Raw genomic sequence first — 24,437 nt, 5'->3', positions numbered from 1 at the left:
TCATATTTGTTTTTATATTCGACATCGTTTAAATAAATATCTTTCCCAATTGTCAAACAGAATCTGAAATATATCTTTGAGGTTTTTAAGGTAGCTGCTTGGGTTTCATAATTGTAAGCATAAAATCCATAAATATTATTTTTTAAGAACCTCTTCGGAGCTCCACTTCCTTTTTGTACATACATACAATCTTCATCAAACCAAATTGTCATACGTACGGAGAACGCTTTTAAAATGATATAACATGTACCTAAGTAGATGAGCATGAAAAACATCATGAACGACAGATGAAATATTGCCTTAAAAAAAATATAGTATAAGATACTATAGCATATCAAACAGGGAATAATAATGAAGAGGCTCCAACTTGTGGGATATGGTAAAACCTGATTGAACGTAAATACATTATTTTTAGCCATCACTAAAGATACAATATATTTATTTTCATTTATCTACATCTAGATGCAACCTATTTTTCAGGAAAACACACGACCTTATAATCATTAGCTTACTTCATAAAGCAGATTATCCAAAGATCCATTTTGATGCCCGAGGAATCATTTTATATGAACAAGCGACAAATCCCCATGAGACCAAGAAAACAATAGCTGCAGTAACAGGGATCTTTAACGATATCGGAATAGCACATATGTTAGCGAGCCAATAACCAAAACCTACAATAAAATAATGTATCAGATAAATTCCAAAACCGCATTTTGTAATATTTGAAAACAGCTTTCTCCATTTTGGTGACTTCAACTTAATGGTTCGAACCAACAAAAAAATGGCTAATGTCATCATTAATACCTGTGGCGAACAATATAAGAAAAACAGTTCGATCTGGTCCTCACTAGAGTTGGGATCGGCTACCATCCATTTAAAACCACTAAATGTGATTGCATACCCAATACCAAATAAGGGTATACTAACTAAAAGTGTTTTGCGAAAGGACCATACTTTGAAACGATGTGTCAATATATACCCAAGCAGTAAATACCCATTAAATCCAGCAAAATAATAAAATGTACCAAAACTGTTCCAAGCACTGAGACCAAATAGCTCTTTGGAATAAAATGAATAGGCATAAGGCAAAAAAAGCGTGCACAGCCAAATTCCAAAAAAAACTTTTTGCTGCCCTGCAGTTGACTTCTCTACCCAAGCAGAGAAGAAAGGCATGTAAAGGTAAACGCCAATTAACATATAGATATACCACATAGGCACAGTATACACATTAAATTTAACTGGGATCAAAGAAATTTGAACAAGCGCACTCTCCAAAGTTTGGGCAGCGTCTTTCGGAGCATAGGCAAACACTTCTGATATGATCGTTGAGGGAAGACCAAGTATACCCGTAATCCAAGGAAAGAGGTTGTACAGTACAGACCACAATAAAAAAGGAACTGTAATGCGCAGAAGGCGCTTTCTATAAAAGTCACCCATATTCATTTTGACAGGAAGCAAAAGCAACCCGGTAATCATAACAAAAATCGGCACGCAGGCCCGGAGAAGTGAGCCGTATATAGCACCCCAGTAGTTAAAATCCGGATTTGATCGCGCTTCGGGCGACACATTAAATGGATCGGAACAGTGAATGGCAATCACCATAATTATAGCGATAAAACGCAATACATCAACCCAGACAATTCTTTGCTGATCAAAATTAGAAGTAGAGGTTTGCATGTTCAACGTAGTTTGGTTAAGATGCAAAAATAGACAATCTACCGCTGAACAATTTTTAAGTAGTTAAAGAAATAGCACTATTTTCGCAAGGAACAAAGTGTCACATGAGATATGCCAAGATAGGACGCTATATAGCCCAGATTTACCCTTTGGATTAATTTTGAGTGATTTGCCATAAAATCTTCGTAACGTTTTTCGGCCGAAAGATAAAATCGATTGATTAACCTGCGCTCCATCTCCAAAAAGGCTTTTTGATGTACATACCGCATCCAGTTAGCAATATCGATATGACTACGGCAAAGTACTTCCAGCTGATCAATTGGCATAAAATATAACACCGAATCCTCAAGAATCTGTACTGATTCACTCTCATAACCCGGTACGGGTCCGTGGAAACTATTCGTTGAATAAAGTAGATCGCCTTCTTTGCTAAACCAGGAAGTAACTTCTTTTCCATCGCGTACCGTATAGGCGCGGGCAATTCCGTTTTCTACAAAATAAATATTCCGATCACTTCTGTCTGGTTGTATCAATATGGCCTTTTTGGGCACACTCAGTTCTTTTAAATTGCTAAGCAAAATTTCTAAAGACTCTTCTTTTATATCAAAATGCCTACGTATAGATGCGATGATATTATCCATGAAAGGTTATTTTCAATTTTTGGTAAACGACAAAGCTAAAGAAAAGAAATTTATAAAGCCGCACCACTTCTGCTTTCAAGGCTGTCTTACTGTTTAATTTTGACTATAAAAGAATGAAGGTATCCGTCAATTTCAACGGAAATAAATAAAAAGATAGCTACCAAATCAACCTACTTAAATAAAGAATGACTTACTGCAATTGTTTAGCGATCTTGCAATGGTATCATAATTAAATTTAAATCCTCTGTTCCTAATTTTTTCGGCACTTATAGGAGAACCATTTAATAGCATAGCAGCCATATCACCATACAATAGTTTAATAACGAAACCAGGCACATTTGGCAAAAAGCTGCTCCTACCAAATGACCTGAGCAGCACATACGCAAAATCATTCATCGTGATATGTTGTGGAGCAACAGCATTATACACACCCCGAATATCATTCCGATCAAGTATAAATTCATACAAGCGTACGACATCATGTATGTCTATCCATGGAATATATTGTTTTCCATCGCCCAGAGAAACATTAATACCAAGTTTTGCCAAAGGAGCAAGCTTGGCATACATTCCCCCATCTCGGCCTAGGACAATACCTTTCCGTAAAATAATGGTTTTGACACCCAAGCTTTCAAACTGCCATGCAGCCTTTTCCCATACCTTACAAATATGAGCCAAGAAGTCATTTCCACTGTTAGAATCTTCAGAAAGGATGGTATCCGAAGTATATGCTCCATAATAACCTACTGCAGATGATGAAATGATTTTATCAATATTAAGGTCGTGACGTTTGACGTATTCAAATAGTAAATTCAATGATAATACACGACTTTCGATAAGCTCAAGGCGACGCGCGGAAGTCCATCGACCTGCACTAATATTTTCACCAGTGAGGTTAATGATGGTATCTACTCCATTGAAGGCATTGATATCTATAAAGCTTTTTTTCAGATCCCACTCAAAATATTTTATGCCGCTTGAAGATTGGTCTTTGGGTGTCCGCGTAAGGAGGTGTAATTCATAACCAATTTTCCTAAGGTGTGCAGTAAGATACCCACCTACAAAACCAGTACCCCCGGCAATTAAGATCTTTTTCATATAAAAGCTTTTTTAATTTTTTCTACAACATCGTGAAACGGAGTGCTGCGCTGTCTTATAAATAAGCAATTTTGTAACGCAAATAGCTCTAAAGGACAACAAGCGCTTTATGGGTGTTCGGTATGCGAATCCTATGTTCTAAAATTTCTTTTGAAGATTTTTTACGGATCTTCGCGAAAAGTGAAAGATAATATTTGTAGGGGCTATATTTTTCGGTCGTTTTTTTGCTCACTTCATATGCGAGTTCATCAAATAGTCTCTTCATAGTCCTATAGATTATCTTCCGATTCTACGATTATTTCATTTTACTTAGCTACCTCTGTATGTTGCATATCCGAATGGACTAACAGTGATCGGAACATGGTAATGCTTATCATCTTTGATTTCAAAAACGACTTCGATGAATGGGTAAAATGTTTCGATTTTTTGGTTAAGAAAATAACTTTCCGTATAAAACTTAAGTTTATATACCCCTTTATTGTCTACTTTACCGGTTTCCAGGAAATTACCGATGCGACCGTTGTTATCCGTTTTTTCACTGGCCACAGTTACCCATTGCTTGTTTGGCATCAATTTCTCCAAATCAACTTTAACATCGGGTGCAGGGCTTCCCTTTGAAAGATCCAGAATGTGACTTGATAATTGATATTTACTGTTCTGGCTAAATGCCGTCAATCCGACCAGCATACATAACAACATGATCATGTACCTTTTTTTATGCATCATCGCTATATTCATCTTTGTTTCGTTAAATAATTCATTTACTAATGATTAGCTTTTTCAATTTTGACTGTTTTATTTAATAGCTTGATCACTGTCACCACTATAATTTTCACCTCAAGTTATTAGCCAACTGTCCAATTATGATTTAACTCCCTAAAGGCCAGCACTGTTCGTTAATTAGAATATGTTTATTCTAAAAAAACACGATATTAAGTATAAAATTATACTAAAATAACAATATTTCCAAGGTAGAATCAAATAAAAAGTGTTTGAAGCGCTGTAGTCATATCTAACCAAAGATTAGGTTGATTAAAAAAAATTACTAGATTTGGATGAAATTTTATCTACTTAAACTGAAAAACAAAACATCTCAAATTTATAAATGAACTCTGATCAACAGATTTGGAAAATGTTTCAAGTTGGACATGAACCTTCGTTCAAAATACTTTTTGAACGCTATAACAAACTGTTGTTCAATTACGGATTCAAATTTACCCAGAACGAAGAAATTATCGAAGACAGCATTCAAGAGCTTTTTGTCAAACTTTGGTGTAACAAAGATTCTTTAAGTTCAGATGTCGCTGTAAAAAACTATCTTTTTAAGGCTTTTCGGCGGACGCTGATCAAGAAAATTGAACAATCATTCCGAAGAGCCGATGTTACAAAATCCTCTGTCGATTATTTGCCGTTTACCATCGAGCTCCCTCACGATCTCAGCATGATACGCCATGAGCGTGCCCTAGAGATAAAAAGCAAGCTTGATCAAGCACTTATGCAGATGACAGCACGTCAACGAGAAATTATCCACCTGCGTTTTTTTGAAGAATTGCCGTATGACGAAATCGCCGAAATTATGGGACTTTCTACTAAAGATACTTATAAATTGTATTATAGGGCCATCGATAGTTTGAGAAAACATTTTGGTGCATTTGGTTTATTGGTATTACTGCACATACTTAACACGCTACGCTATCCTTAAATTTTTCATCTATCTTCAAATTTCACTCGAATAAATAATAGGTAGTATTTACAATCATAGTCCTTGTTAACGCTGTTTAATGATGATTTGGTTGAGGAATTCTGTTTTTTAAAAAAAAATATAATTTATTGGGGTAAAATTCTGTCGAGGGGTGTAACCTATATAAAACAGTATGAACTCTCGATTATCAAAATATAAAGATTACAAGGCAGCAGATTTTTTTGCGGATGAGGATTTTGTATTGGCGGCTTTAATGCCGGCAGACGCCTCAACCGATTTTTGGTCTGAACTTAGTCTTCATTATCCACATCTTTCGGACGAAATGGCTCTTGCCAAAACATGGGTCTTATTGATCCAAAATCAGACCACTGCAAAAAGTACCTTAAGTAGTGAAAAGCGCTGGGCGAGGATTCAAGCACAAATTCCAATCTACGAAAGGAAAAAACAACGTAGTCGTGTCTTACGCAGTTTATTTAGGTGGACAGCGTCCGCAGCAGCAATCTTGCTATTTATTATGGTGACATATGATGTTAGCCAATTTGGGACAAAAGAGACAAATACGGCCTTCGGTGAACAACGTGAACTTTCCCTTCCGGATTCTTCAATCATCAGACTAAATAGTAATTCTCACATTTCATACGTACGTAGTTGGAAAACGGATAAACCGCGCGAAGTTTGGCTTGAAGGAGAAGGTATGTTTCAGGTAAAACATACAGCCGTTAAAAATCGGTTGCGCGAAAACGACTTCTTTGTTGTGCACGTGGGCGATCTTTCATTGACTGTGTTGGGGACAAAGTTTAATGTGAAAGACCGTCGTGGACGTACTGAAGTGGCTCTGTTTGAAGGGAGCATCCGTATTCAGGGACAAAACGGTGAAGATCGTATACTAAAACCAGGAGAGACCTTCGTCTATGATACATCGGCAAAAGCAAGCCAGGTCTTCACTAACGATACAAACAGAGCGCTATCCTGGACACGCGGTGAACTCAGTATAGAACATAATAGCTTAGCAAATATTGTAAATGTTTTGGAAGATAACTATGGCTATCAAGTCGTAGTAGAAGATCCAGCATTACTCAATAAGCGATTTACAGGTGTTATACCAGTCAAAAAAGTAGATGACATCCTCTTCGTTATCAAACATACCATGAATGTAAACATCGAAATGAAAAACAAACAAATAATAATAAAGCCTAATTAAAAAAACGAACACTAATCAATCGAAATTTATGAAAACTAAATTACTTGTGCCTATAGTCTGCCTGTTGAGTACCACGGGTAGTTTTGCGCAAAAAAGAGCTAGTCTCAGTCAGGCTCTAAGCGAAGTTACCCGCATCTACGGAACTAAATTTTCCTATGAAGAGGGCTTGATCCGGGATGCCTTTGTCAACAGTGAGCATATTCCAAAAAACAAAAGGCTTCCTGTGGAGACAGTGTTAAAAGAACTTCTTTATCCAAACAACTATCTTTTCCTGTACGTTCAAAATAACTACTTTACCATTATTCGTGACAATAGAGATAAGGGAAGTAAAGATGGTAATGACCTGTATTGGAAGACTATTTCAGGCTTTGTGAAAGATAGTAAAGGTACGCCCTTGGTTGGTGCTACAGTCATGTCTGATGGACATGCCGTGCGGTCGGGTGTAACCACCAGTAGTGATGGAAGCTATACCCTACGCCTGAAGGATCCAGCAGAGGCAATCATTTTTTCTTATGTTGGTATGGAGCCTACTCGAAAGGTCATCGGCAACGATACACAGATCAATGTCACCTTGGGCTCGGTTAACAATCAACTGGATGAGGTTGAAGTTGTGTCGACAGGATACCAAAAAATTGCAAAAGATCGTGCAACTGGGGCATTTGGCCAAATTACCGCCAAACAGTTGAAGGAAGTGCCATCCATTAATCTTTTGGATCGCATTGCGGGCATGATTCCTGGCGTACAGATTGACCCGGTGAAGAATTCAATCACCGTCAGAGGGATAAACACCTTCAATACAGACGGCGATTCCAAGCGTCCGCTTATTGTCATAGACGGCTTTCCCGCAATCGATCAGGACTTGGTAAAAAATACCACGCAATTTGCCAACAATTCAATATTGAGTCGTTTAAATCCGGCAGATATCGAAAGTATAACCGTACTTAAAGATGCGGCAGCAGCTTCCATATGGGGTGCGCAGGCCGCAAATGGTGTTATCGTCATTGAAACAAAAAAAGGACGTATAGGCGAACCCGTCATTTCTTATAATACCAGCCTCAGTATTTCTGCTCCAGCTGATCTCAATAGCTTGGATCGGATGACAACTGCACAGTATATTGATTTTGAAAAAGAAATGTTCGATTATGGATGGATAGCTGATCCGGAAGATTGGAATTCGTCATGGCAACCTTTTAACACCAATAAACCAGCTAGTGAAGCGGTTCAATGGATGTATAAAAATAAAAAGGGATTGATCAGCGATGATGAATTAGCTAAACAGCTCGATCGTTTAGGTCAAATTGACAATACCAGCCAAATTCGGAAATACTTGCTACAGAATGCAGTGACCCAACAGCATAACCTTTCCCTTTCAGGTGGAAATGGAAGGACAACCTATGCGTTTTCGGGCAGCTACGCAAAGGATGTTCCTGTGTTTCGATCCAATCAGGCCCAGTCCTTTTTTATGAACTCAACTTTATCGACAAACTTTTTAAATCAACGATTAAGTTTGACAACCGGATTGAATTATAATTATACAAATACTGTTGCTAACCAAGTTGCGGCAAATGCCATCGGTAATTCGACTGAGGGATTAAGGCCATACGAATTGTTGGTTAATCCCGATGGGAGTAGAAATCGGAGATCATTGCGTTTTACAGAGTCTGTAGCAGCAGATCTAAAAGAGATTGGATTATATGACTGGACCTATAGCCCAATAGATGAACTGGAATACAACAAATATACCACGGTAGACAATCGGATAAGAATCAATGCTGATCTCAACGCCAAAGTGAATAGTTGGGCTAGCATCAGCCTCTCAGGTATGCTCCAACGTACTATTGCAAACAGTCGAAATCTTGACGAATTGAAAAGTTATTCGATGCGTGACTTTTTAAATTACTATTCAACTGTCAATTTCCAAAATAATACGTTCACTAAAAATTTTGTACAGGGCGGAAGAATAGCATTGCGAGACCAAAATGCCACACAGTATAATATTCGCTTGCAAGGTAATGTCAATAAGACATGGGGTGACTTCGTTAATTTGGATCTTCTCGCAGGAGCAGAGATCAGTTCTCAAACAGGCTTTAGCTCATCACAAACGGGATATGGCTTTAATGAAGATACCTATTCAATCGCTCCTTATAATCAGCTTGGTAGCTTCATGGGGATAGAGGGCTGGCAGCAATCGATTACAGGTTCAGATGGCATTAGCAGAGCTAACCTACGCAAGATGTCTTATTATTCAAATGGAGCATTATCATTTCTCAAAGATAGATATATTTTGTCTGCAAGTGCACGTTTTGACGATCTTACGTTGGTTGGTATTTCAAGATCGAAGCGAGCTAAACCAATCTGGTCAGCTGGTGCCAAATGGAATATCAAGTCCGAGCGTTTTATGCAAGAAGTCAATTGGCTGAATGCGCTGAATCTACGTGTTACCTATGGTGTCGGTGGTACAGTGCCACAGGGCGGATCCAATGTTACCATCATCAGCGTTGAAGGGGCTGATTATGCAACAGGTGAAATACCAGCCTCAATATCACAGCCAAGAAATCCCGAGGTTGGATGGGAAAAAGTGTATACACAAAATTACGGACTTGATGTCAGTTTGATCAATAACAGATTAAACATAGCATTTGATCTTTATAAAAAACACACGCGTGATATCCTATACACTTTTCCTTATAATGCGACATATGGGTGGACAGACCTTCAATTTAATGGCGGAACAATGCAATCTAATGGGATCGATCTCGGAATACAGGGACTTATCATTCGCCAGAAAGACTTTTCATGGAACTCCATTCTTAATTTCTCCTACAACACCAACAAAGTTACGGATTCACGTTTAATAGCAACAGATATTAGTAACTACATCAATGGTTCGATTTTAGAGGGGATGCCCTTAGATTATCTATACGCCTATAAGTGGGCCGGCCTCGATGAGACGGGACAGTCACAGATCGCCAAAGCCAACGGTGACATCGTAAAGAGTACACAAGGGGGACGCAATGTATTTGTCCGTGAAGATCTCGTGTATATGGGACGTAAAACGGCGCCTTACTTTGGTGGTTTTATGAATACATTTTCATATAAAGGTATTAATCTTGGCTTTCGCATAACCTACGATCTGGGAAATGTCAAACGTCTAGAAACATTTGGTAATTATCCACAATACCAAGGAACTTTCTATGGCGTGCTTAACACTAACAAGATGCAGACGGAGCGTTGGCGAAATCCGGGTGATGAAGCAACAACAAATGTACCGGGCTTAAAAAACATAAATACAAATAGCTTCAACAGGTTTAGGGATTCCGATCCGATGGTCATTGATGCTAGCCATATACGCTTTCAACAGATATCGTTGGGATATAGCGTACCGTCGACTTCGCTGAAGCGGACGCCGTTTAAATCTGTCGGTGTAAACGCTGCCGTACGAAATTTAGGTATTCTTTGGAAAGCAAATAAACTAGGAATTGATCCGCTGTATGTACGCACGAATACCTATAATAATTTGCCGCCTACCAAGAATTTTTTCTTAACCATTGACGCCACCTTTTAAAAAATAAACAGCATGAAAACCAAATATATTTTTTTTGCATCGATTTTTGCGCTGACAGCCGTAATGCAGGGCTGCCGTAAGTATGTGGAAGTTGAACAGTATAATCGTAGGGAATTAAAGTATACCACAGATTATGCTTATCTCTTAAATAATTCAACGGTATTTTCGCCTACTTTTAGTACACCGATATTATCTAGTGACGACATCACTTTTGCTAACCTGGCATACCAACAACAACAAACTGAAAGTGTCGCGTGGCCCTATATTTGGTCCTCGCAGCTTGTGCCGGATAATACAGAAGATCTAAACTGGTCAAGACCTTATAAACAAATTTATACGGCCAATGAAGTCATTGCTGGAGTTATGCAGAGCCAAGATGGTTTAGAGAACGAGAAGCGTGCACTGTTGGCAGAAGCGAAAATCCAAAGAGCTTATGCTTATTTTGTGTTGGCTAATCTTTATGGCGACATTTATGACCCACAGACTGCCGGAAATGCAATGGGGGTACCACTGCTTTTACAACCTGATTTATTTGCTTCGCTAAAAAGGGCATCGCTCGCCCAGGTGTATGCGCAGATACTTCAGGATCTAAACGAAGCATTAGTTGATATTCCGACCACAGCAAGTACTAAAAGGCATCCCAATAAAGCAGCTGTAGAAGCATTGTTGGCCATTGTACATCTTCATATGCGTAATTTCGATTTAGCTGCTACGCATGCAGATGCAGCCCTTCAATACAATGCAACACTTTTAGATTTACAACAGTTCGCGACATCGGCATCTGGATACCCTCTTCCGTTCAATCATCCAGAAACCTATTTTTTAAAGCAGGTTGGACAAATGATTGATCAACAATTAAATCCCGAGCTGGTTTCTCTTTTTGATATCAAAGATCTTCGACGTACAGTTTATATGCAAGCCGGCACCGGTCAGATGCCAAGTGGCGCTTTGCGCTCAAAAAAAATGAGCGTGATGGTCGGTGCTCCTAATGCTGGACCTTCTGTTCCAGAGATGTTGCTTATCAAAGCAGAAGTTGAGGCGCGAAAAGGAAATACGGCGACAGCAATGGAATTTGTTAACAAGCTGCGCTCAAAGCGATTCAAGCAACAGGATTTTACACCTCTAGTGGCGAATTCTGCTGATCAAGCACTTCAGCTTATAGTCGATGAACGCCGAAGGGAGTTTTTCGGAACAGGTTTACGATGGCTGGATATGCGTCGGTTCAATCTTGATGGTAAATTGGCGAAAGAATTTAAAAGACAATTTATAAATCAAGACTATACGCTCAAAATTAATAGTGCTAGCTATGTATACCCAGTAGCAAATAAATATTTACAGTTCAATCCAGAAATAGGTCAAAGACCAATGTAATATAATATAAAATGAAAAAAGAACTTATTTTTTTAGTACTGTTGTTTGTTCAGGCTGTGTCATATGCACAGCCTCGATTTGACAGCAGTGTTTTTAAACCAGCCAAACCTAGAACATCTGAACCTGTTCAAATACTATACAATGCAAAGGATAAAGATCTTGAATTTAGCGATGCAATAAATGCGGCCTGTTTTCTGTTCGAAGATTTTTCGTGGAGGCAAATTAGTCTTCCCATGGACAAAAATGCAGCGGGAATATGGACAGCCACTGTACCCGTTAAACCGTCGACAGCTTTTATAGCGGTAAAATTCTATCAGGGCGAATTTGATCATCCCGACGTAACAGATAACAATCAGGATCGGGGCTATGCGGTATCTTTAAGTGATGCGAAAGGAAAAGCTGTTCCTGGCGCCTACCTTGGAGAAGCTGCTTTCCAGCAGCCTGAGATCGCTGGCGGGGGAATTTTTTCATACTATAATACGCAGCCGGCTGCGATGCCTGCTGACTATATGAGAAGTTTAGCGGATAAGGAATTTGCCTCATCAGGTAAACAATACCTTCGCTATTTTCAGTCATTTATGAATTTACAAAAATTGGCTTTGGGGGATGCTTTTCCTGCATATGCGAGAAAGCTGATTACGCAGCAATTACAACAAAAAGATTTAAGTGATGAAGTGCTCGGTCAGCTTTATTCGTTTGCTAGTTCAAGACTAAAAGACAATGAAGTGATACAATTGATCGAGAAAAGGGTTAATACCGATTATCCGACAGGTGCAACCGCTCGTTTTATTGCTTATAGTAATACGATGAGTGGCAATCACAGTAACGCTGAAATAATCACTTCCTATGAAAAGTTTTTACAACGTTTTCCTGTTCAGCAGTGGCGTCAGCATCCCAATGGTCAGGGGTTTATCTATTATGCGGTATACCGAGGACTAGGATCGGCATACTTCGAAACCAAACAGCTCGACAAGTTTGCGAAGTTATACGATGATCTCGATTTTAGAACAGGAAATGAGTTGATGCGCTGGAATATTATGCGTGCCTATATGTTTAAAATGGTCGGTAAAGATAGCCTCTATCAGGTGTCTGAAGCAATCCTACCCAAAATGATTGCTCGCCGTGGCGATAATTCCTACAAAGATGATTTTGATCGTCAGGCTCAGGCAGATTCCAATGTAGTGAAAAATTTGGATGACCGTCTTTTTACGCATATTTCTTTGTTAAACGATCTTAAAAAATATGCGGAAGCGCGAAAATATTTTCTGCTGCTCTCTGAAGATGGCAAATACAGTAATGCGGATCTTAACGAAATTAATCTACAAGTACTGGAGGGACTCAATGATGAAAAGCAAATTTTGCCTTTACTGGAAATGAGTGCCCGTTACAATGCGATGACTCCGCGGATGTTTGATAAACTAAAATCAATTTACTTAAAAGGACACCCCAATGATGAAAGTGGGTACCAAGCTTATCTGGCGGGATTGAAATCGGATGAAGAAAAAGCCGCAATGCAAGCTTATGTAGACCATAACTGGGTCAATCATCCGATGCCCGACTTTCGTTTGGAAACGGCTGAAGGGCTATTTATCACACCAGAAGACTGGAAAGATAAAATTGTTGTTGTGGATTTTTGGGCTACTTGGTGTCGCCCATGTATCATGGCATTTCCGGGAATGCAGCTTCTAGTTGACAAATATGCACAGGATAAAGAGGTTGCGATATATATGCTAGGAACCATGCAGACTGGAAACTATAAAGATAAGTCTGTCAACTATGTTCGTGGGGAAGGGTTTCGTTTCAACTTATTGCATGACAGTGTCAATCCTAAGACGAATGAGCAGGATTTGTTATTCAAGCAGTTGGTTCCTTTATTTGGCGATTCATCCATTCCGCGCAAGATCATTGTTAAAAACGGTCGTGTGCGCTATTGCTCAGGCGGGTATTCAGGAAGTCCCAGCAAATTGATGGATGAACTATCCCTTGCGATTGAAATCCTTAAAAACGAAAAATAGATTTAAATCAAGATACAATATGAATAGGAAAGCAACGAGCTTACTCGTGGGAATGCTTGGTGTGGGGCTGTCGCTGCAGGCCCAGATGAATCCAAAATATAAATTTGAAGAGGTACTGAAGCTTATTCAGCAGAATTATGTCGACCAGGTCAATGAAGAGCATTTGGTGGATGCAGCGATCAGAGCGATGATATCGGATTTAGATCCCCATTCACGGTACACTAGTCGTGAGGAAGCGGAGCAGATGAATGTGGCCATGAGTGGAAGTTTCGCTGGAATTGGCATCCAATTCCTAAAAGACAATGAGCAAACTTTCGTCTCTAAAGTAAATGCTGATGGGCCAGCCATGCGTGCAGGATTACGTGTGGGCGATCAGATACTCCGGATCGATGGCGAGAGCATCGTTGGGGAAAAATGGGGCAACCGCGAGATTATGGAAAAATTGCGTGGCGAAAAAGATGTGCCAGTGGTATTAACAATAATGTCTACGGGAAGCAAGGAAAGTAAGGAGATAAGTATTATTCGTGAAAATATACTGGAGAGATCTGTTCGCGAAAGTTATATGGTCGACAATCAGATTGGTTATATTTCCCTTTCAATTTTCAATCAGACTACGCGTCAGGAAATAGATGCTGCCTTAAAGAGTCTTAAAGATCAGGGTATGAAAAAATTGATCCTAGACTTGCAGAGTAATGGCGGCGGGTATGTGCAATCTGCTATTGGTGTCGCTGACGAGTTTTTGCCCAAAGAAAAAATTGTGTTTTATTCCGTACCAAACCAAGGCGGAAAAGATTACTACTTCACTGGTGGTTATGGTCAATTTTATGATGGAGAATTGGTCGTTCTAATTGATGAATCTACGGCTTCAGCCAGTGAAATCGTTACAGGAGCACTTCAGGACTGGGATCGCGCCGTGGTCATCGGTCGACGCAGTTTTGGAAAAGGGTTAATGCAGAAACCCGTCCCATTATCCGATGGTTCACAAATGCAGCTTACCGGCGCACGTTACTATACCCCCTCCGGTCGGTCGATTCAGAAACCCTATACAAAAGGAAAGGAAGATTATTTTCAGGATTTTAGTCGCCGTATGGCATCCAAAGAGCTGCTGGAAGAAGGACATATTTCTTTTCCAGATTCCTTAAAGTATAGCACATTGGGAAATAAAAGAACGGTGTATGGAGGCGGCGGAATTATGCCAGACCGTTTTGTGCCTATCGATACCAATGAATATAGCACGTGGATGGCACAGCTGATGAACAACGGTATTGTCGCTAAAGGAGGGATTGAATTTGTGCAGCAAAATCGTACAGCGCTTCTGAGTGCATATCCGAACTTTGATGCATTTAATTCCCGCTTTAAAGTCCCTAAAGAAGTTCACCGCCAACTAGTTGCTGGAGCACATAAGCGATCCATTGCGATCCCGTCGGAAAGTCATCTAGACGCTCATGATGCCATTGATATTGAATTTAAAGCACAGGTTGCTTCTTTGCTTTACACCGGTGGCGATTATATGGCACGTGTCAGAAATGAGTCGAACAAAAGTTTCAAGGAGGCCTTATTTGTCCTTCGTGATGATAAGCTTTATAAACAACTATTACAGACAAACATCGTTGGGCAAAGCGTAAAAATAGGCGTGACGAAAGTGTCTAAATAGATTTTAGGATAGTACAAGAATTATTATATGAATATGAAGAAGATAAAATGGGCTTTAGCGTTAGCCTGCATATTGCCAGCTTTAGGATATGCGCAACAAAATTATACCTTGCAAGGAACTGTAGGTAAACTAAACAAACCTGCAAAAGCCTATCTTCGTCTTAATTATGACGGAAAAGAACGCATTGATTCCGTAGATATGAAAGACGGAAAATTTGAGTTTAAAGGAAGCATTCCTTCACCGATGGAAGCACATTTGCGTATCATTCACGACAATGCTCCTTTTAATCCCGCTAAACCACCCAAGCAGGATATACTAGCATTTTTGATAGAAGGAACAACGATCAAATTCGCAGCTGCAGATTCTATCAAACATGCGAAAATAACTGGATCGCCTTTGAATACTGAAAATGAACGGGTTAATACCATGTTAAAACCAATATACGATCAGTATGAGGGACTTGAAAATGAGTATAAATCCAAATCGCTTGCAGATCAACAAGATCCCAAATATATCAAAACCCTAGAGGATCGGGCTAATGCGATACAACAGCAGACGATAGATGCAAAACTGGATTACGTCTCCAAAAATCCCAAAAGCTACATGGCATTAATGGCTTTTAACTCCACATTACCACCCGAATTTGATGCCATCAAAGCCGAAAAAATATTTGGCACATTGGATCCGAGTTTACAGAACTCTATTCTCGGAAAGGATCTTGCTAAGCGTATCGCTTTGGTCAAAAAAACAAGCGAAGGGGTAGAAGCACAAGATTTTACACAACCCGATGTGGACGGTAAACCGGTCAAGTTATCGGACTACCGTGGAAAGTATGTCCTCATTGATTTTTGGGCATCTTGGTGTGCCCCTTGCCGTCGTGAAAATCCAAATTTAGTAAAAGCCTACGCGAAATATCAGAAACAAGGCTTTGAAATTCTAGGGGTTTCCATGGATAAAGCCGCAGATAAAGCGAAATGGTTAAAAGCTATTCAGGATGATGGACTGACTTGGAAGCAGGTGGGTGATCTTAAGGGATGGGAAAATGAAGCTGGGGCCATGTACGATGTCAAGGCTATTCCCATGAATTTCCTGGTTGATCCAAATGGAAAAATCATTGCTAAATATTTGCGTGGTGAAGAGTTAGATAAAAAACTAGCTGAAATTTTTGGCAAATAGTTAAAACCTGCACTGGTAGACTTTGATCAGTGTAGTCATATGTTTAGTTAGTGGAGACGGTTGCCCCCTCAAGGCAGCCGTTCTTCCTTTTGCGCAATCAGCCTTCCATTCCTACTCTGCAAATTGAAAGTAAACTAAAACTGCCTGCGACGATACGGTTAGCCAAAGTCACTCAAAACTGAAATGGATCTACATCGTCAGATCCGTCGGCATATGCTGAGTTCACAGATAATAAATTGTGCCTTCGATACAAGGATTTATTTTATTTTTACCTTTCTAATGAACGTACATGATCAGCAAAACAATCTTAATAAAAGATAAGCTCGAGCCCAAGAAATTGTTAAAGATTGCACCATTTGACAATTCAAAAGCTGTAACCAAACCGCATAGGCACAATGGATACCTGGAACTTGTATTTTTATCGTCCACATCGGGGCGCCATGTTATTGATGGCCATGAAAGCCCTATCAAAACGCCCTGCGTACTGATCATTCGGAAGGAATCTGTACACCATTGGGAGCTGACGACCCCAATCGAAGGTTTTGTGCTTTTGGTAAAAAAATCATTTATAGACCTGAGCTTAGATCTTGAAATCGCTAGAATGATCGATGAGATCAGTAAATTAGACACCATATATCTTAAAGAAAACGGGATCATACCCACCATCCTCAGGCTATTAGCACAAGAAGAAAACAAAATATGCCAAGAGGGATTGTTTAGATCATTATTGGCTAAGGTACTCGAAAATACAGACAAAACCGAGCAACCCACATCGCTATCCAACGATTTATATGTCAGATTTATTGAACTATTAAATACGGATTCAAAAATCATCAATAATGTTGCTTACTATGCGAATCTGCTCCATACAAGTCCTCAAAATCTGACTGCTGCCTGCAAAAAAGACACAAATAACACGGCTTCCCAGATACTGGCAGCCTATATTATCAAAGAGGCAAAGAGACTTGTTTTCTATACCAACAAGTCTACCGCCGAAATTGCTTTTTCATTGGGTTTCACCGATAAATCAAACTTCTCAAAATATTTCAAAAGATTTACTGGCTTTACCCCTTCAGAATTCAAGAAACAATATGACTAAAACTCCTTCTCACCAAACTCACTCTTAGGTAGCTTTGAGGATTGACTTAACTTGTGAATATTAAAATTAAGGTTGAGCATCACTATATTTTTTTCATAAATATAATTGGTAGTCGTAAAAAAATCATTGGAGGATGTCGTAATACGTTGTTCATTGACTCCCCAATTGCCAAGTTCAATGAACTGCCATTGGAGCTGTGCTTTGATCGCCCCTTGCAAAAAAGCCTTACTCAGATTAAAGTGAGGGGTAAAAAATCTAGAATCTCTTCCTTGTACCGTAGGCCTTGCAGAGAGGTAATTAACCTGTAGACCCGTGCTCCAATCCTTAGCGAAATCTGCTTGAACCCCAGCATTCATGGAATAGACCCAATCACTATTGCTAGTTATCATTTTATAAGTCAATACCTGTCCTGAAATTTTATAACGATATAGGTTCACTCCACCATTCATTCTTAACCAAGGAAGGATCTTCCCCTCCCCTCCTATTTCTGCTCCCCATCGTGTAGCGTAATCTGCATTGGTAAATACCCGATTGAGGATGGTATCTGCATAGACAGAATTAACGCGTTGGACTGGATTTTGCGTGTGTTGGTAGTATGTATTTAAGAATATACTTCCCTTTTTTAACTTCTTTACGACACCTGTCTCAATATTCGTTGTAAACTCTGGCAACAAGGTGGGATCCCCTTGTTCTAAGGTCTCTGAGTGTTCACGTTCGGGTATAGGATTAAGCTCAAAATTGTTATTGCGTTGAACCCGCCGCGCAGCAGCAAACTTCCAGGACCAATCGTCGCTTAGGCTGTGGATCAAACTGAAAGAAGGATACAATTGGTGGACAGCGTATGGATATTCTACCCCAGTATGAACTAAAAGTACATCACGTTGATAATATTCATAACGAATTCCAAGTGAAAGCTGTGTCCTTTCACGTTTATGATCATATTGGCTAAAAATAGCATGTACCCTATTTGTTGCATTTAATTTCCCTGTAAATTCAGGAATAATTTTCATGGCCTCACCTGGCTTTTCAGTGGCGAAATATTCAAAATTACCGCTCTGCCTATCGTTTCTTAATTGGTAACCACTTAAAAGCTCACCATGTGGCAATTTCCATTGATGTTGGACAGATATCCTTAATCCGCGTAAAGGATTGGTGTAATTGTTATTTGTCCATTGGACAGTATCAATCCCGCGTTCGATATTCGCATTCTTGGTCGATCCATAGATATTGGCATATTCATAAATTGCAGCTGCCTGCAAGACATGGGCGTCATTGAATTTATACTGATAATTGAAATCAATAAGATAGAACTCCCCCTGTTTATTCTGGAGATTAGAGTTAAAATAATTTTTTGTTGAGAGTTCAGCTCCTGTTGAAGGTTGGATCGTTCGATTCGTATAATAGATATCTGCTAATCGGTCCTGGAATTTCCTTGATGCCAGCAAACCAAGATTAAATTGCTGTTTCTTGGACAGCTCATATACACCGTTCAGTTTGACCCCAAAATTGTATTTGTCAAAACTACGTTCGCCTTTAGACGGGAAGAAAGTCTGCCTATCCCCAATGATGGTATATACGTCACCTTCTCGAAAACCGGCGTTGTCATTGCGCAGATAATTGGCCGAACCATTCAGTTCAAGTTTATTTTTTTTGAGCTGGAAAGAAATATCTCCGCCAAATCGCTTTTGGCTTTTGTGATTCCCATAATTGTCTATACTTGGCAGTCCCCCTTGAAGATTGATTATCCAACCAAATCCATCCGATACAGCTTTTCTTGTCTTAAGATTGATTATCCCTCCTTTGCCGTCAGGATCAAATTGTGCCGATGGACTGGTGATATATTCGACATCGGTCACATCGTTCGCTGCAATCTGGCTTAAAATTGTCGCTGGATCTAAAAACGAAGGCTTACCATTGACAAGAACAATAATACCTGTATTCCCCCGCATACTTATATTACCGTTCCCATCCACTGCAGCGGATGGTAGATTTTTTACAATATCCAAAGCTGTACCACCGACCGCGTTTTTATACTGGCTAGTTTGATAAAGTTGTCTATCAGCTGAATGCTTCTGCGCAACAAGCTCTCTGTTAATCTTGACTTCGGTCAAGCGCTGTTCTGTACCCACCAGTGGTACTTCTGCAAGAGCGACCGGACTTTTTCCATCAAAATCCACAACGTGTTTTTTCTGACGATAACCGATAAATTTAATAACAATAGTGTATTGTCCTTTTTTCAGATTGAAGAAACGGAAACTACCTACCGAATCTGCTACCGTCCCATCGACAACATCACCGCGCATATTGAGGACAGCTATACTGGCAAAAGAGATTGGCGAATTTGTAATAGAATCCTTGACACTTCCAGAAAGTACGGCTTTTTGTGCAAGCGCTGTTGTTATCGTCAATAAAAGGCAGAGTAGGGTAATGAATCTTTTCACGAATGTTTAAGTTTCCCCAAAAATAGAAAAGTTAATAACCATGCAACAATTACTTGAAAATTATACCACAGTATTTTCAAATCGACCCCAATAATGATGTAGTTCTATTTCTTATCCTATGCCAAGTCGATCAAATAACAAATCTATTAGATTTGTAAGACTGCAAATGATCAAAATCTAAATTGAATGAAATAGCGGATTATCAATTGTAGGATGTACTTTAAAAGAAAAAAATAACCAAAAAATATAAAGCTATGCAAAAGATTATTCCAAACCTCTGGTTTGACAGCAACGCACATGAAGCCGCAGAATATTACTTATCGGTTTTCAAAGATGGAAAAATAATCAATATTACGTATTACCCGAATTCAGAAGCCGAAGGACTGGCTGATTTCCAGAAAGACTTTGCTGGAAAAGTGCTTACCGTTGAGTTTGAAATTCTAGGAATGCGTCTTATCGGAATCAATGCCGGACCGATATTCAAATTTAACGAGGCTATCTCGCTGATGATCCCCTGCAAAGATCAGGCTGAAATAGACTACTATTGGGAAGCACTCACATCGGATGGAGGACAGGAGAGCGTTTGTGGGTGGCTGAAAGACAAATATGGATTAAGTTGGCAGGTTTGTCCTGAAAATTGGGAGGAACTCAACAAAAGACCCGGCGCATTCAAAAAAATGATGGGAATGAAAAAAATCATTATTGCCGATTTTTAAAACTAATTAACGACAAAGCCATGTTCCAGCACGTCCTAGTCATACTGCATAACGCAAAAGGGTGATCGGATGACCACGCCATGCTAAACGAGGAATGGGATTTTCATTTTTTTGTATTTCGGGTATGTTAAACAAATTAAACACACAATATGTTTAGAGCATGTTCAAAATCAATTACTTTGTGCTAAATTTTAGATAATGGTCTTTCATCGGTATCCCATCTGCAGTCCGGAATGCTTTTCCTGTCATGATAATTTCATAGGTCTTGTTCGGTTCCAATTCCCAATCAATGATAACAGACTTCTTATCTGGGGAATAGCGTTGTCCTTTTATCACCGGAAAACTTTCTTTGGAGATTCCCCTAAATGACCGTCCCTGTCCTAATAGCGGCTTGTCAAAATTTATCTTCAGCTCCCCTAATGTACTGCTGACATTCATTTGTCCATCCTGAATTCCCTCAAAAGATATGATTTTTGGTCTTTTTTCTTCAAAGGTCTTATCTAAAGAAGAAATATCTGTAGCATATGATTGATATGCCTTGGCAAGTACAGGCATATAGCTCTCTAAACTAGGATATCTGTTTCGTTGACGGTCAAAGTTTTCAAGTTCATCAACAAGTTTTTCAATCCAAAGAAATCCCCTATCTAGCTGTTCATTGGTTTCTTTTGAGATTTCTTCGGAGCTGAAATTATGATCTTTTTGATATTTGATAACCGCAGCTCGAACCAATGCCTCGTTCAACATCGTTTGCCAGCTACCATAGGCCTGCCCGTTCATTTTCTCCTTCACGATGCTATATAATTTTACACCGCTGTCTCTAAAAATTGTCGTGTCTTTTTCTAGTAAATAATTAACGAAGGAGTGGTTAAACTCGTGAAGTAATGTAGGGAAATAGCTCTGTAACGGAAATTGCGCCATGCCAAGACTATCCATATTCCATGTGCCCATAATAGCATAGACTTCCTTATGACCCTGTGGATTTTTAATAGCTACCCCATAGTTACCGCCACCATTCCCCAAACCATTCACAATCAAAAACTTTTCGGATGGTTTCTTACCATAGAATTTAGGATACCAGTCCAATTCAATATGTTCATAAATTGGAAGAAAACGCTTTTGTACCTCATTGTACAGTGCCTGGTTATCCTGAAAAAATCCTTTACTATTACTGTCTTTGTAAAACTTCTTTAACAGTGTTGCGAATTGAAGAGCATTAGCTCTACTCCACCTTTTGTCCAGGGTTTCGTCGATATTTTTTTGCTTAATATTAAATTTATCATCTAGATGTATAGCCATACTCATCACGGCATCGTAACCTATGCCATTTTCATTTTTAATCTTATTGACAAAGGTGATCAATTCGTGTTCTTTAAAAGGACCGTAGTGTTGATTGACCCGATCAACATAGCGCTTAAAAATAGTTGAGCTATACTCTTGATTGCCGGCAAGTCTAAATACAATACTTAGAATCTCGATACGCTCATCAACTTTTGGCTTATCCATAATTTGATTACGCTGCCCATAGGTAAGCATAAATGATAAACTGAATAGGATAATCAATACATATTTAGAAGTTTTTTCGAACATATTGGAAATAGGTTTTACTATCTTTTATTTATTTGATACATGTATGGGGATTCCAAATAGTTTGCCAATAAATATAATACGCTATTTGCCAACACACTATGACTGAATTCCTTTTTTAATACTGACCGTTATTGAACACTAGCCGTTCAGTATTGAACAGGCTGTCAGCCGTCTTCTGTAGTCTTTCTATTCACTAATACATATTCAGGAAATTAAAAAGGAAAGATCCCGATGTTAAATCTCAGCTAGAATATTAAAAAATATTGGACTCCATAAATTTCGACGAGTTGATAAAACATCTTTATCTCTTAAAAGTAATGAATGTATAGCGTTATATAATTGGCAGATGCTTTCCGTTAGATCAAATTTGTTTTCGACAGGTATGTTATTATTTTTTTAATATCCAAACTTGATTTTTTCCATCATAGCTTCCAGAAAGGTTATTTTGTTTTATATTTATTAGTTTATAATTCTTACACGGCGACTTTTGATCAATTTTTGAAGTATAGTTAATTTTGTCTAAGGCCTTGGAGTTAAGTTGTATGTAGAATGTACCGGATTCAACTTTATCCAAAATAATCGTAATAAATTTCCCTTCCTTATTGATGGAATATTTCAGAGGCACACCCATGTCATTCATCATTATCTTATAAATCTTTATCTGGTCTACTGGATATTGCGCTTGGTCACCAAAAAGCAATTCTTTCCCATTTGCTATCAGCGTTAAAATCGATCCGACGAATTTTATCAGGGTTGGTTCATATTGGATGACATTTATATCATCAGAATTGTTAACCAAAATCTAGTGGGTAAATTAAAAGTTATTGAAACCTATTGATCGCTAGATCGAATTAACCTCTTATTCTCGTTACCGTCATTTGGGGAAGCATTTTCCCACTTCATTTCCTTCGTATTCAATTTTTTTATAAGATACTGTTCTGTATATATCTTGCGCTCAACGTAGAGCGTCACCAAAGTCTTATCATTGCTCAATACATAGGTCCTAGAAATAGTCGTATCTCGATTTGAAAGCGCATCATAGATATTTTTAACACAGGTCATATCTGAATTGAATTTGTAGGTAACGGAACCATCAACGGCCATTCTAGGATCATCATTTGCCACGGTCCATTTACCGATCAGGTTATCAATGGCTATCTTTTCATCTTTTTTACAAGAGCTAAGAATGACAATGATGATGGCTGGAAGTAGGATTTGTTAATGAGTTATATATTTTGCCTTCTTACCTCCTGTTTTGTAAATTCAAAACCATTAAAGCCATATTATGAAGCTAGTTGTAAAAATACCTCAGATCTGTATTATTATATTACTACTATTGGGATATAAAAACGGAACCTTGGCAAAAGCTGCTGCAATATCACGGTCAACAGATTCATTAATCGTACTGCATTTTCAAACGAATGACTCGCTGGTTTACAGTCGGGAGGATTTTGACAATATTTTAAGTAATCATGCTGAATTTCTATTTGAAGAGGCATTTGATCCTACATTGAGCTATCAACTCCAACACGATGTGGAGTTCACCAGCGAGGCTGGACAGGATAATTATTGTATGCTCTATTCCTACTTCTTAATGCAGGTAAATGGTGAGCAGAAATATACTACACAGCGCAAAAGATTATTTCAGCTATTTTCAAAAATAAATGAATTATTTGCATTAATTGAAAAAGGAGGTTCGTACTTTGGACATCAGCACAAAAGACTACTCGCGGAAGTAGAATATTCAATTTACCTAATGCCAAAAGATAAGATCGGGCCTCGGAAAACATATGCTATCAACAAACAAAAACAGCTGTATATTCAGGGCCTACGGCAGCTTGTAACTGATGAAACAGCGAATAATGGGGGAATTAAACCTCAGCGGAAATTAAATCAAATCAAACGGCTTAACGCAATAATAGACGACATAAATCAACTCATTGCGGATAATTTCGCTCTAAGGAGGGCGCAATATTTTCAAAGCAATTATTACGAATATTACTAAACAGCAGGCAAGTGTCGTATATAAACTATCAAAAAACTTGCAGATGAATTCAGTTACTAAGTGGAATGTGAAAAGGTGTGGAAATTTCTTTTTGTCAAATGATTTTCCAATTGGTTTTAAATAGCCTTCGGAAAACAAGACTATCGAATTTGAGAAAATTTACTGCACATTTACTGCTTCTTAAATTGGGGGGTATTTAGGAAAGTTATTCTATAACTCAACTTCTAGTGCTCTTGCAAATACCTTTAATTCTAATCCGCTATAAAAACTTATATAGTACAATGATCGTCCAGAACTATCAAACTCAGCTAGCTCATTGCCCTTTTCAAACCGACCACGGTACAACAGATCAATAGTCTTAATTTCAGCAAAGAAATCTTCGTCAAAAACAAGCAAGCAAGTCTGTAAGTGTCCCAAAAAATCAAACAGCTTAAAACTGGACATAAATGTTTAGATTTAAGTAATAAAATGAAAAAAACACGTTTT

The 24,437-nt window shown here is 38.7% G+C and carries 20 protein-coding genes; 10 read left to right on the top strand and 10 right to left on the bottom strand.

Translation table 11 applies throughout. From position 1 onward, the window contains the following. Positions 1-525: 525 nt before the first annotated feature. From BGP15_RS24985 to uraH, 5 genes are all read right to left on the bottom strand, one after another. A complete protein-coding gene (locus BGP15_RS24985; protein WP_286770989.1) occupies positions 526-1,680 on the bottom strand; it encodes an acyltransferase in 1,155 nt (384 codons plus the stop codon). A gap of 77 nt (positions 1,681-1,757) precedes the next feature. Next, on the bottom strand, positions 1,758-2,321 hold the full coding sequence (locus BGP15_RS24980; RefSeq protein WP_286770988.1) for a Crp/Fnr family transcriptional regulator: 564 nt from the start codon (positions 2,319-2,321) through the stop codon (positions 1,758-1,760). A gap of 174 nt (positions 2,322-2,495) precedes the next feature. Next, positions 2,496-3,419, bottom strand: coding sequence for a TIGR01777 family oxidoreductase (locus tag BGP15_RS24975; protein WP_286770987.1), 924 nt, complete (start codon positions 3,417-3,419; stop codon positions 2,496-2,498). A gap of 88 nt (positions 3,420-3,507) precedes the next feature. Continuing rightward, positions 3,508-3,684: a hypothetical protein gene (locus BGP15_RS24970; protein ID WP_286770986.1), complete on the bottom strand. Its 177-nt coding sequence runs from the start codon at positions 3,682-3,684 to the stop codon at positions 3,508-3,510. A gap of 44 nt (positions 3,685-3,728) precedes the next feature. Then, the gene (gene uraH, locus BGP15_RS24965) at positions 3,729-4,157 is read right to left on the bottom strand and encodes a hydroxyisourate hydrolase (RefSeq protein WP_286770985.1); all 429 of its coding nucleotides are present in this window, start codon (positions 4,155-4,157) and stop codon (positions 3,729-3,731) included. A 367-nt stretch (positions 4,158-4,524) separates the two neighbouring features. Here uraH and BGP15_RS24960 point away from each other — a divergent pair, with 367 nt between their 5' ends. From BGP15_RS24960 to BGP15_RS24925, 8 genes are all read left to right on the top strand, one after another. Next, positions 4,525-5,121 (top strand): RNA polymerase sigma factor, encoded by a 597-nt coding sequence (locus BGP15_RS24960; protein WP_286770984.1) that lies wholly within the window; start codon positions 4,525-4,527, stop codon positions 5,119-5,121. Positions 5,122-5,293: 172 nt separating this feature from the next. Further along, positions 5,294-6,322 (top strand): FecR family protein, encoded by a 1,029-nt coding sequence (locus BGP15_RS24955; protein ID WP_286770983.1) that lies wholly within the window; start codon positions 5,294-5,296, stop codon positions 6,320-6,322. A 28-nt stretch (positions 6,323-6,350) separates the two neighbouring features. After that, complete coding sequence (locus tag BGP15_RS24950; RefSeq protein WP_286770982.1) at positions 6,351-9,887, top strand: SusC/RagA family TonB-linked outer membrane protein; 3,537 nt, start codon at positions 6,351-6,353, stop codon at positions 9,885-9,887. 12 nt (positions 9,888-9,899) lie between these two features. After that, a complete protein-coding gene (locus BGP15_RS24945) occupies positions 9,900-11,258 on the top strand; it encodes a RagB/SusD family nutrient uptake outer membrane protein (protein ID WP_286770981.1) in 1,359 nt (452 codons plus the stop codon). Between the two features lie 11 nt (positions 11,259-11,269). Next, on the top strand, positions 11,270-13,273 hold the full coding sequence (locus BGP15_RS24940; RefSeq protein WP_286770980.1) for a TlpA family protein disulfide reductase: 2,004 nt from the start codon (positions 11,270-11,272) through the stop codon (positions 13,271-13,273). A 19-nt stretch (positions 13,274-13,292) separates the two neighbouring features. Beyond that, the gene (locus tag BGP15_RS24935) at positions 13,293-14,927 is read left to right on the top strand and encodes a S41 family peptidase (protein ID WP_286770979.1); all 1,635 of its coding nucleotides are present in this window, start codon (positions 13,293-13,295) and stop codon (positions 14,925-14,927) included. 33 nt (positions 14,928-14,960) lie between these two features. Then, positions 14,961-16,103 carry a TlpA disulfide reductase family protein gene (locus BGP15_RS24930; RefSeq protein ID WP_286770978.1) on the top strand — a complete coding sequence of 381 codons (1,143 nt, stop codon included), beginning with the start codon at positions 14,961-14,963 and terminating at the stop codon, positions 16,101-16,103. 289 nt (positions 16,104-16,392) lie between these two features. Continuing rightward, positions 16,393-17,202 (top strand): helix-turn-helix domain-containing protein, encoded by an 810-nt coding sequence (locus tag BGP15_RS24925; RefSeq protein ID WP_286770977.1) that lies wholly within the window; start codon positions 16,393-16,395, stop codon positions 17,200-17,202. On the opposite strand, the gene BGP15_RS24920 is transcribed toward BGP15_RS24925, so the two are convergent. Beyond that, a complete protein-coding gene (locus tag BGP15_RS24920; RefSeq protein ID WP_286770976.1) occupies positions 17,199-19,643 on the bottom strand; it encodes a TonB-dependent receptor in 2,445 nt (814 codons plus the stop codon). The two genes, BGP15_RS24925 and BGP15_RS24920, sit on opposite strands and share 4 nt — an antisense overlap. Positions 19,644-19,897: 254 nt before the next feature. Between BGP15_RS24920 and BGP15_RS24915 the strand changes: the two genes are divergently transcribed. Further along, the gene (locus BGP15_RS24915) at positions 19,898-20,359 is read left to right on the top strand and encodes a VOC family protein (RefSeq protein WP_286770975.1); all 462 of its coding nucleotides are present in this window, start codon (positions 19,898-19,900) and stop codon (positions 20,357-20,359) included. 174 nt (positions 20,360-20,533) lie between these two features. On the opposite strand, the gene BGP15_RS24910 is transcribed toward BGP15_RS24915, so the two are convergent. The 3 genes from BGP15_RS24910 to BGP15_RS24900 all read right to left on the bottom strand — a co-directional run bounded on the left by BGP15_RS24910 (position 20,534) and on the right by BGP15_RS24900 (position 23,071). Beyond that, entirely contained in the window at positions 20,534-21,946 is a 1,413-nt protein-coding gene (locus BGP15_RS24910) for a DUF4932 domain-containing protein (protein ID WP_286770974.1), read from the bottom strand. A gap of 388 nt (positions 21,947-22,334) precedes the next feature. After that, positions 22,335-22,745, bottom strand: a complete 411-nt coding sequence (locus BGP15_RS24905; RefSeq protein WP_286770973.1) for a hypothetical protein — start codon at positions 22,743-22,745, stop codon at positions 22,335-22,337. A 32-nt stretch (positions 22,746-22,777) separates the two neighbouring features. After that, positions 22,778-23,071 carry a hypothetical protein gene (locus tag BGP15_RS24900; RefSeq protein WP_286770972.1) on the bottom strand — a complete coding sequence of 98 codons (294 nt, stop codon included), beginning with the start codon at positions 23,069-23,071 and terminating at the stop codon, positions 22,778-22,780. A 160-nt stretch (positions 23,072-23,231) separates the two neighbouring features. Here BGP15_RS24900 and BGP15_RS24895 point away from each other — a divergent pair, with 160 nt between their 5' ends. After that, on the top strand, positions 23,232-23,951 hold the full coding sequence (locus BGP15_RS24895) for a hypothetical protein (RefSeq protein WP_286770971.1): 720 nt from the start codon (positions 23,232-23,234) through the stop codon (positions 23,949-23,951). A gap of 210 nt (positions 23,952-24,161) precedes the next feature. On the opposite strand, the gene BGP15_RS24890 is transcribed toward BGP15_RS24895, so the two are convergent. After that, the gene (locus BGP15_RS24890) at positions 24,162-24,395 is read right to left on the bottom strand and encodes a hypothetical protein (protein ID WP_286770970.1); all 234 of its coding nucleotides are present in this window, start codon (positions 24,393-24,395) and stop codon (positions 24,162-24,164) included. Positions 24,396-24,437 lie beyond the last annotated feature (42 nt).

Source organism: Sphingobacterium sp. 40-24, assembly GCF_001899705.1.
Classification (GTDB): domain Bacteria; phylum Bacteroidota; class Bacteroidia; order Sphingobacteriales; family Sphingobacteriaceae; genus Sphingobacterium; species Sphingobacterium multivorum.
Note: the sequence above shows the minus strand (reverse complement) of the source record. Positions and strands in the feature narration are given on the sequence as shown.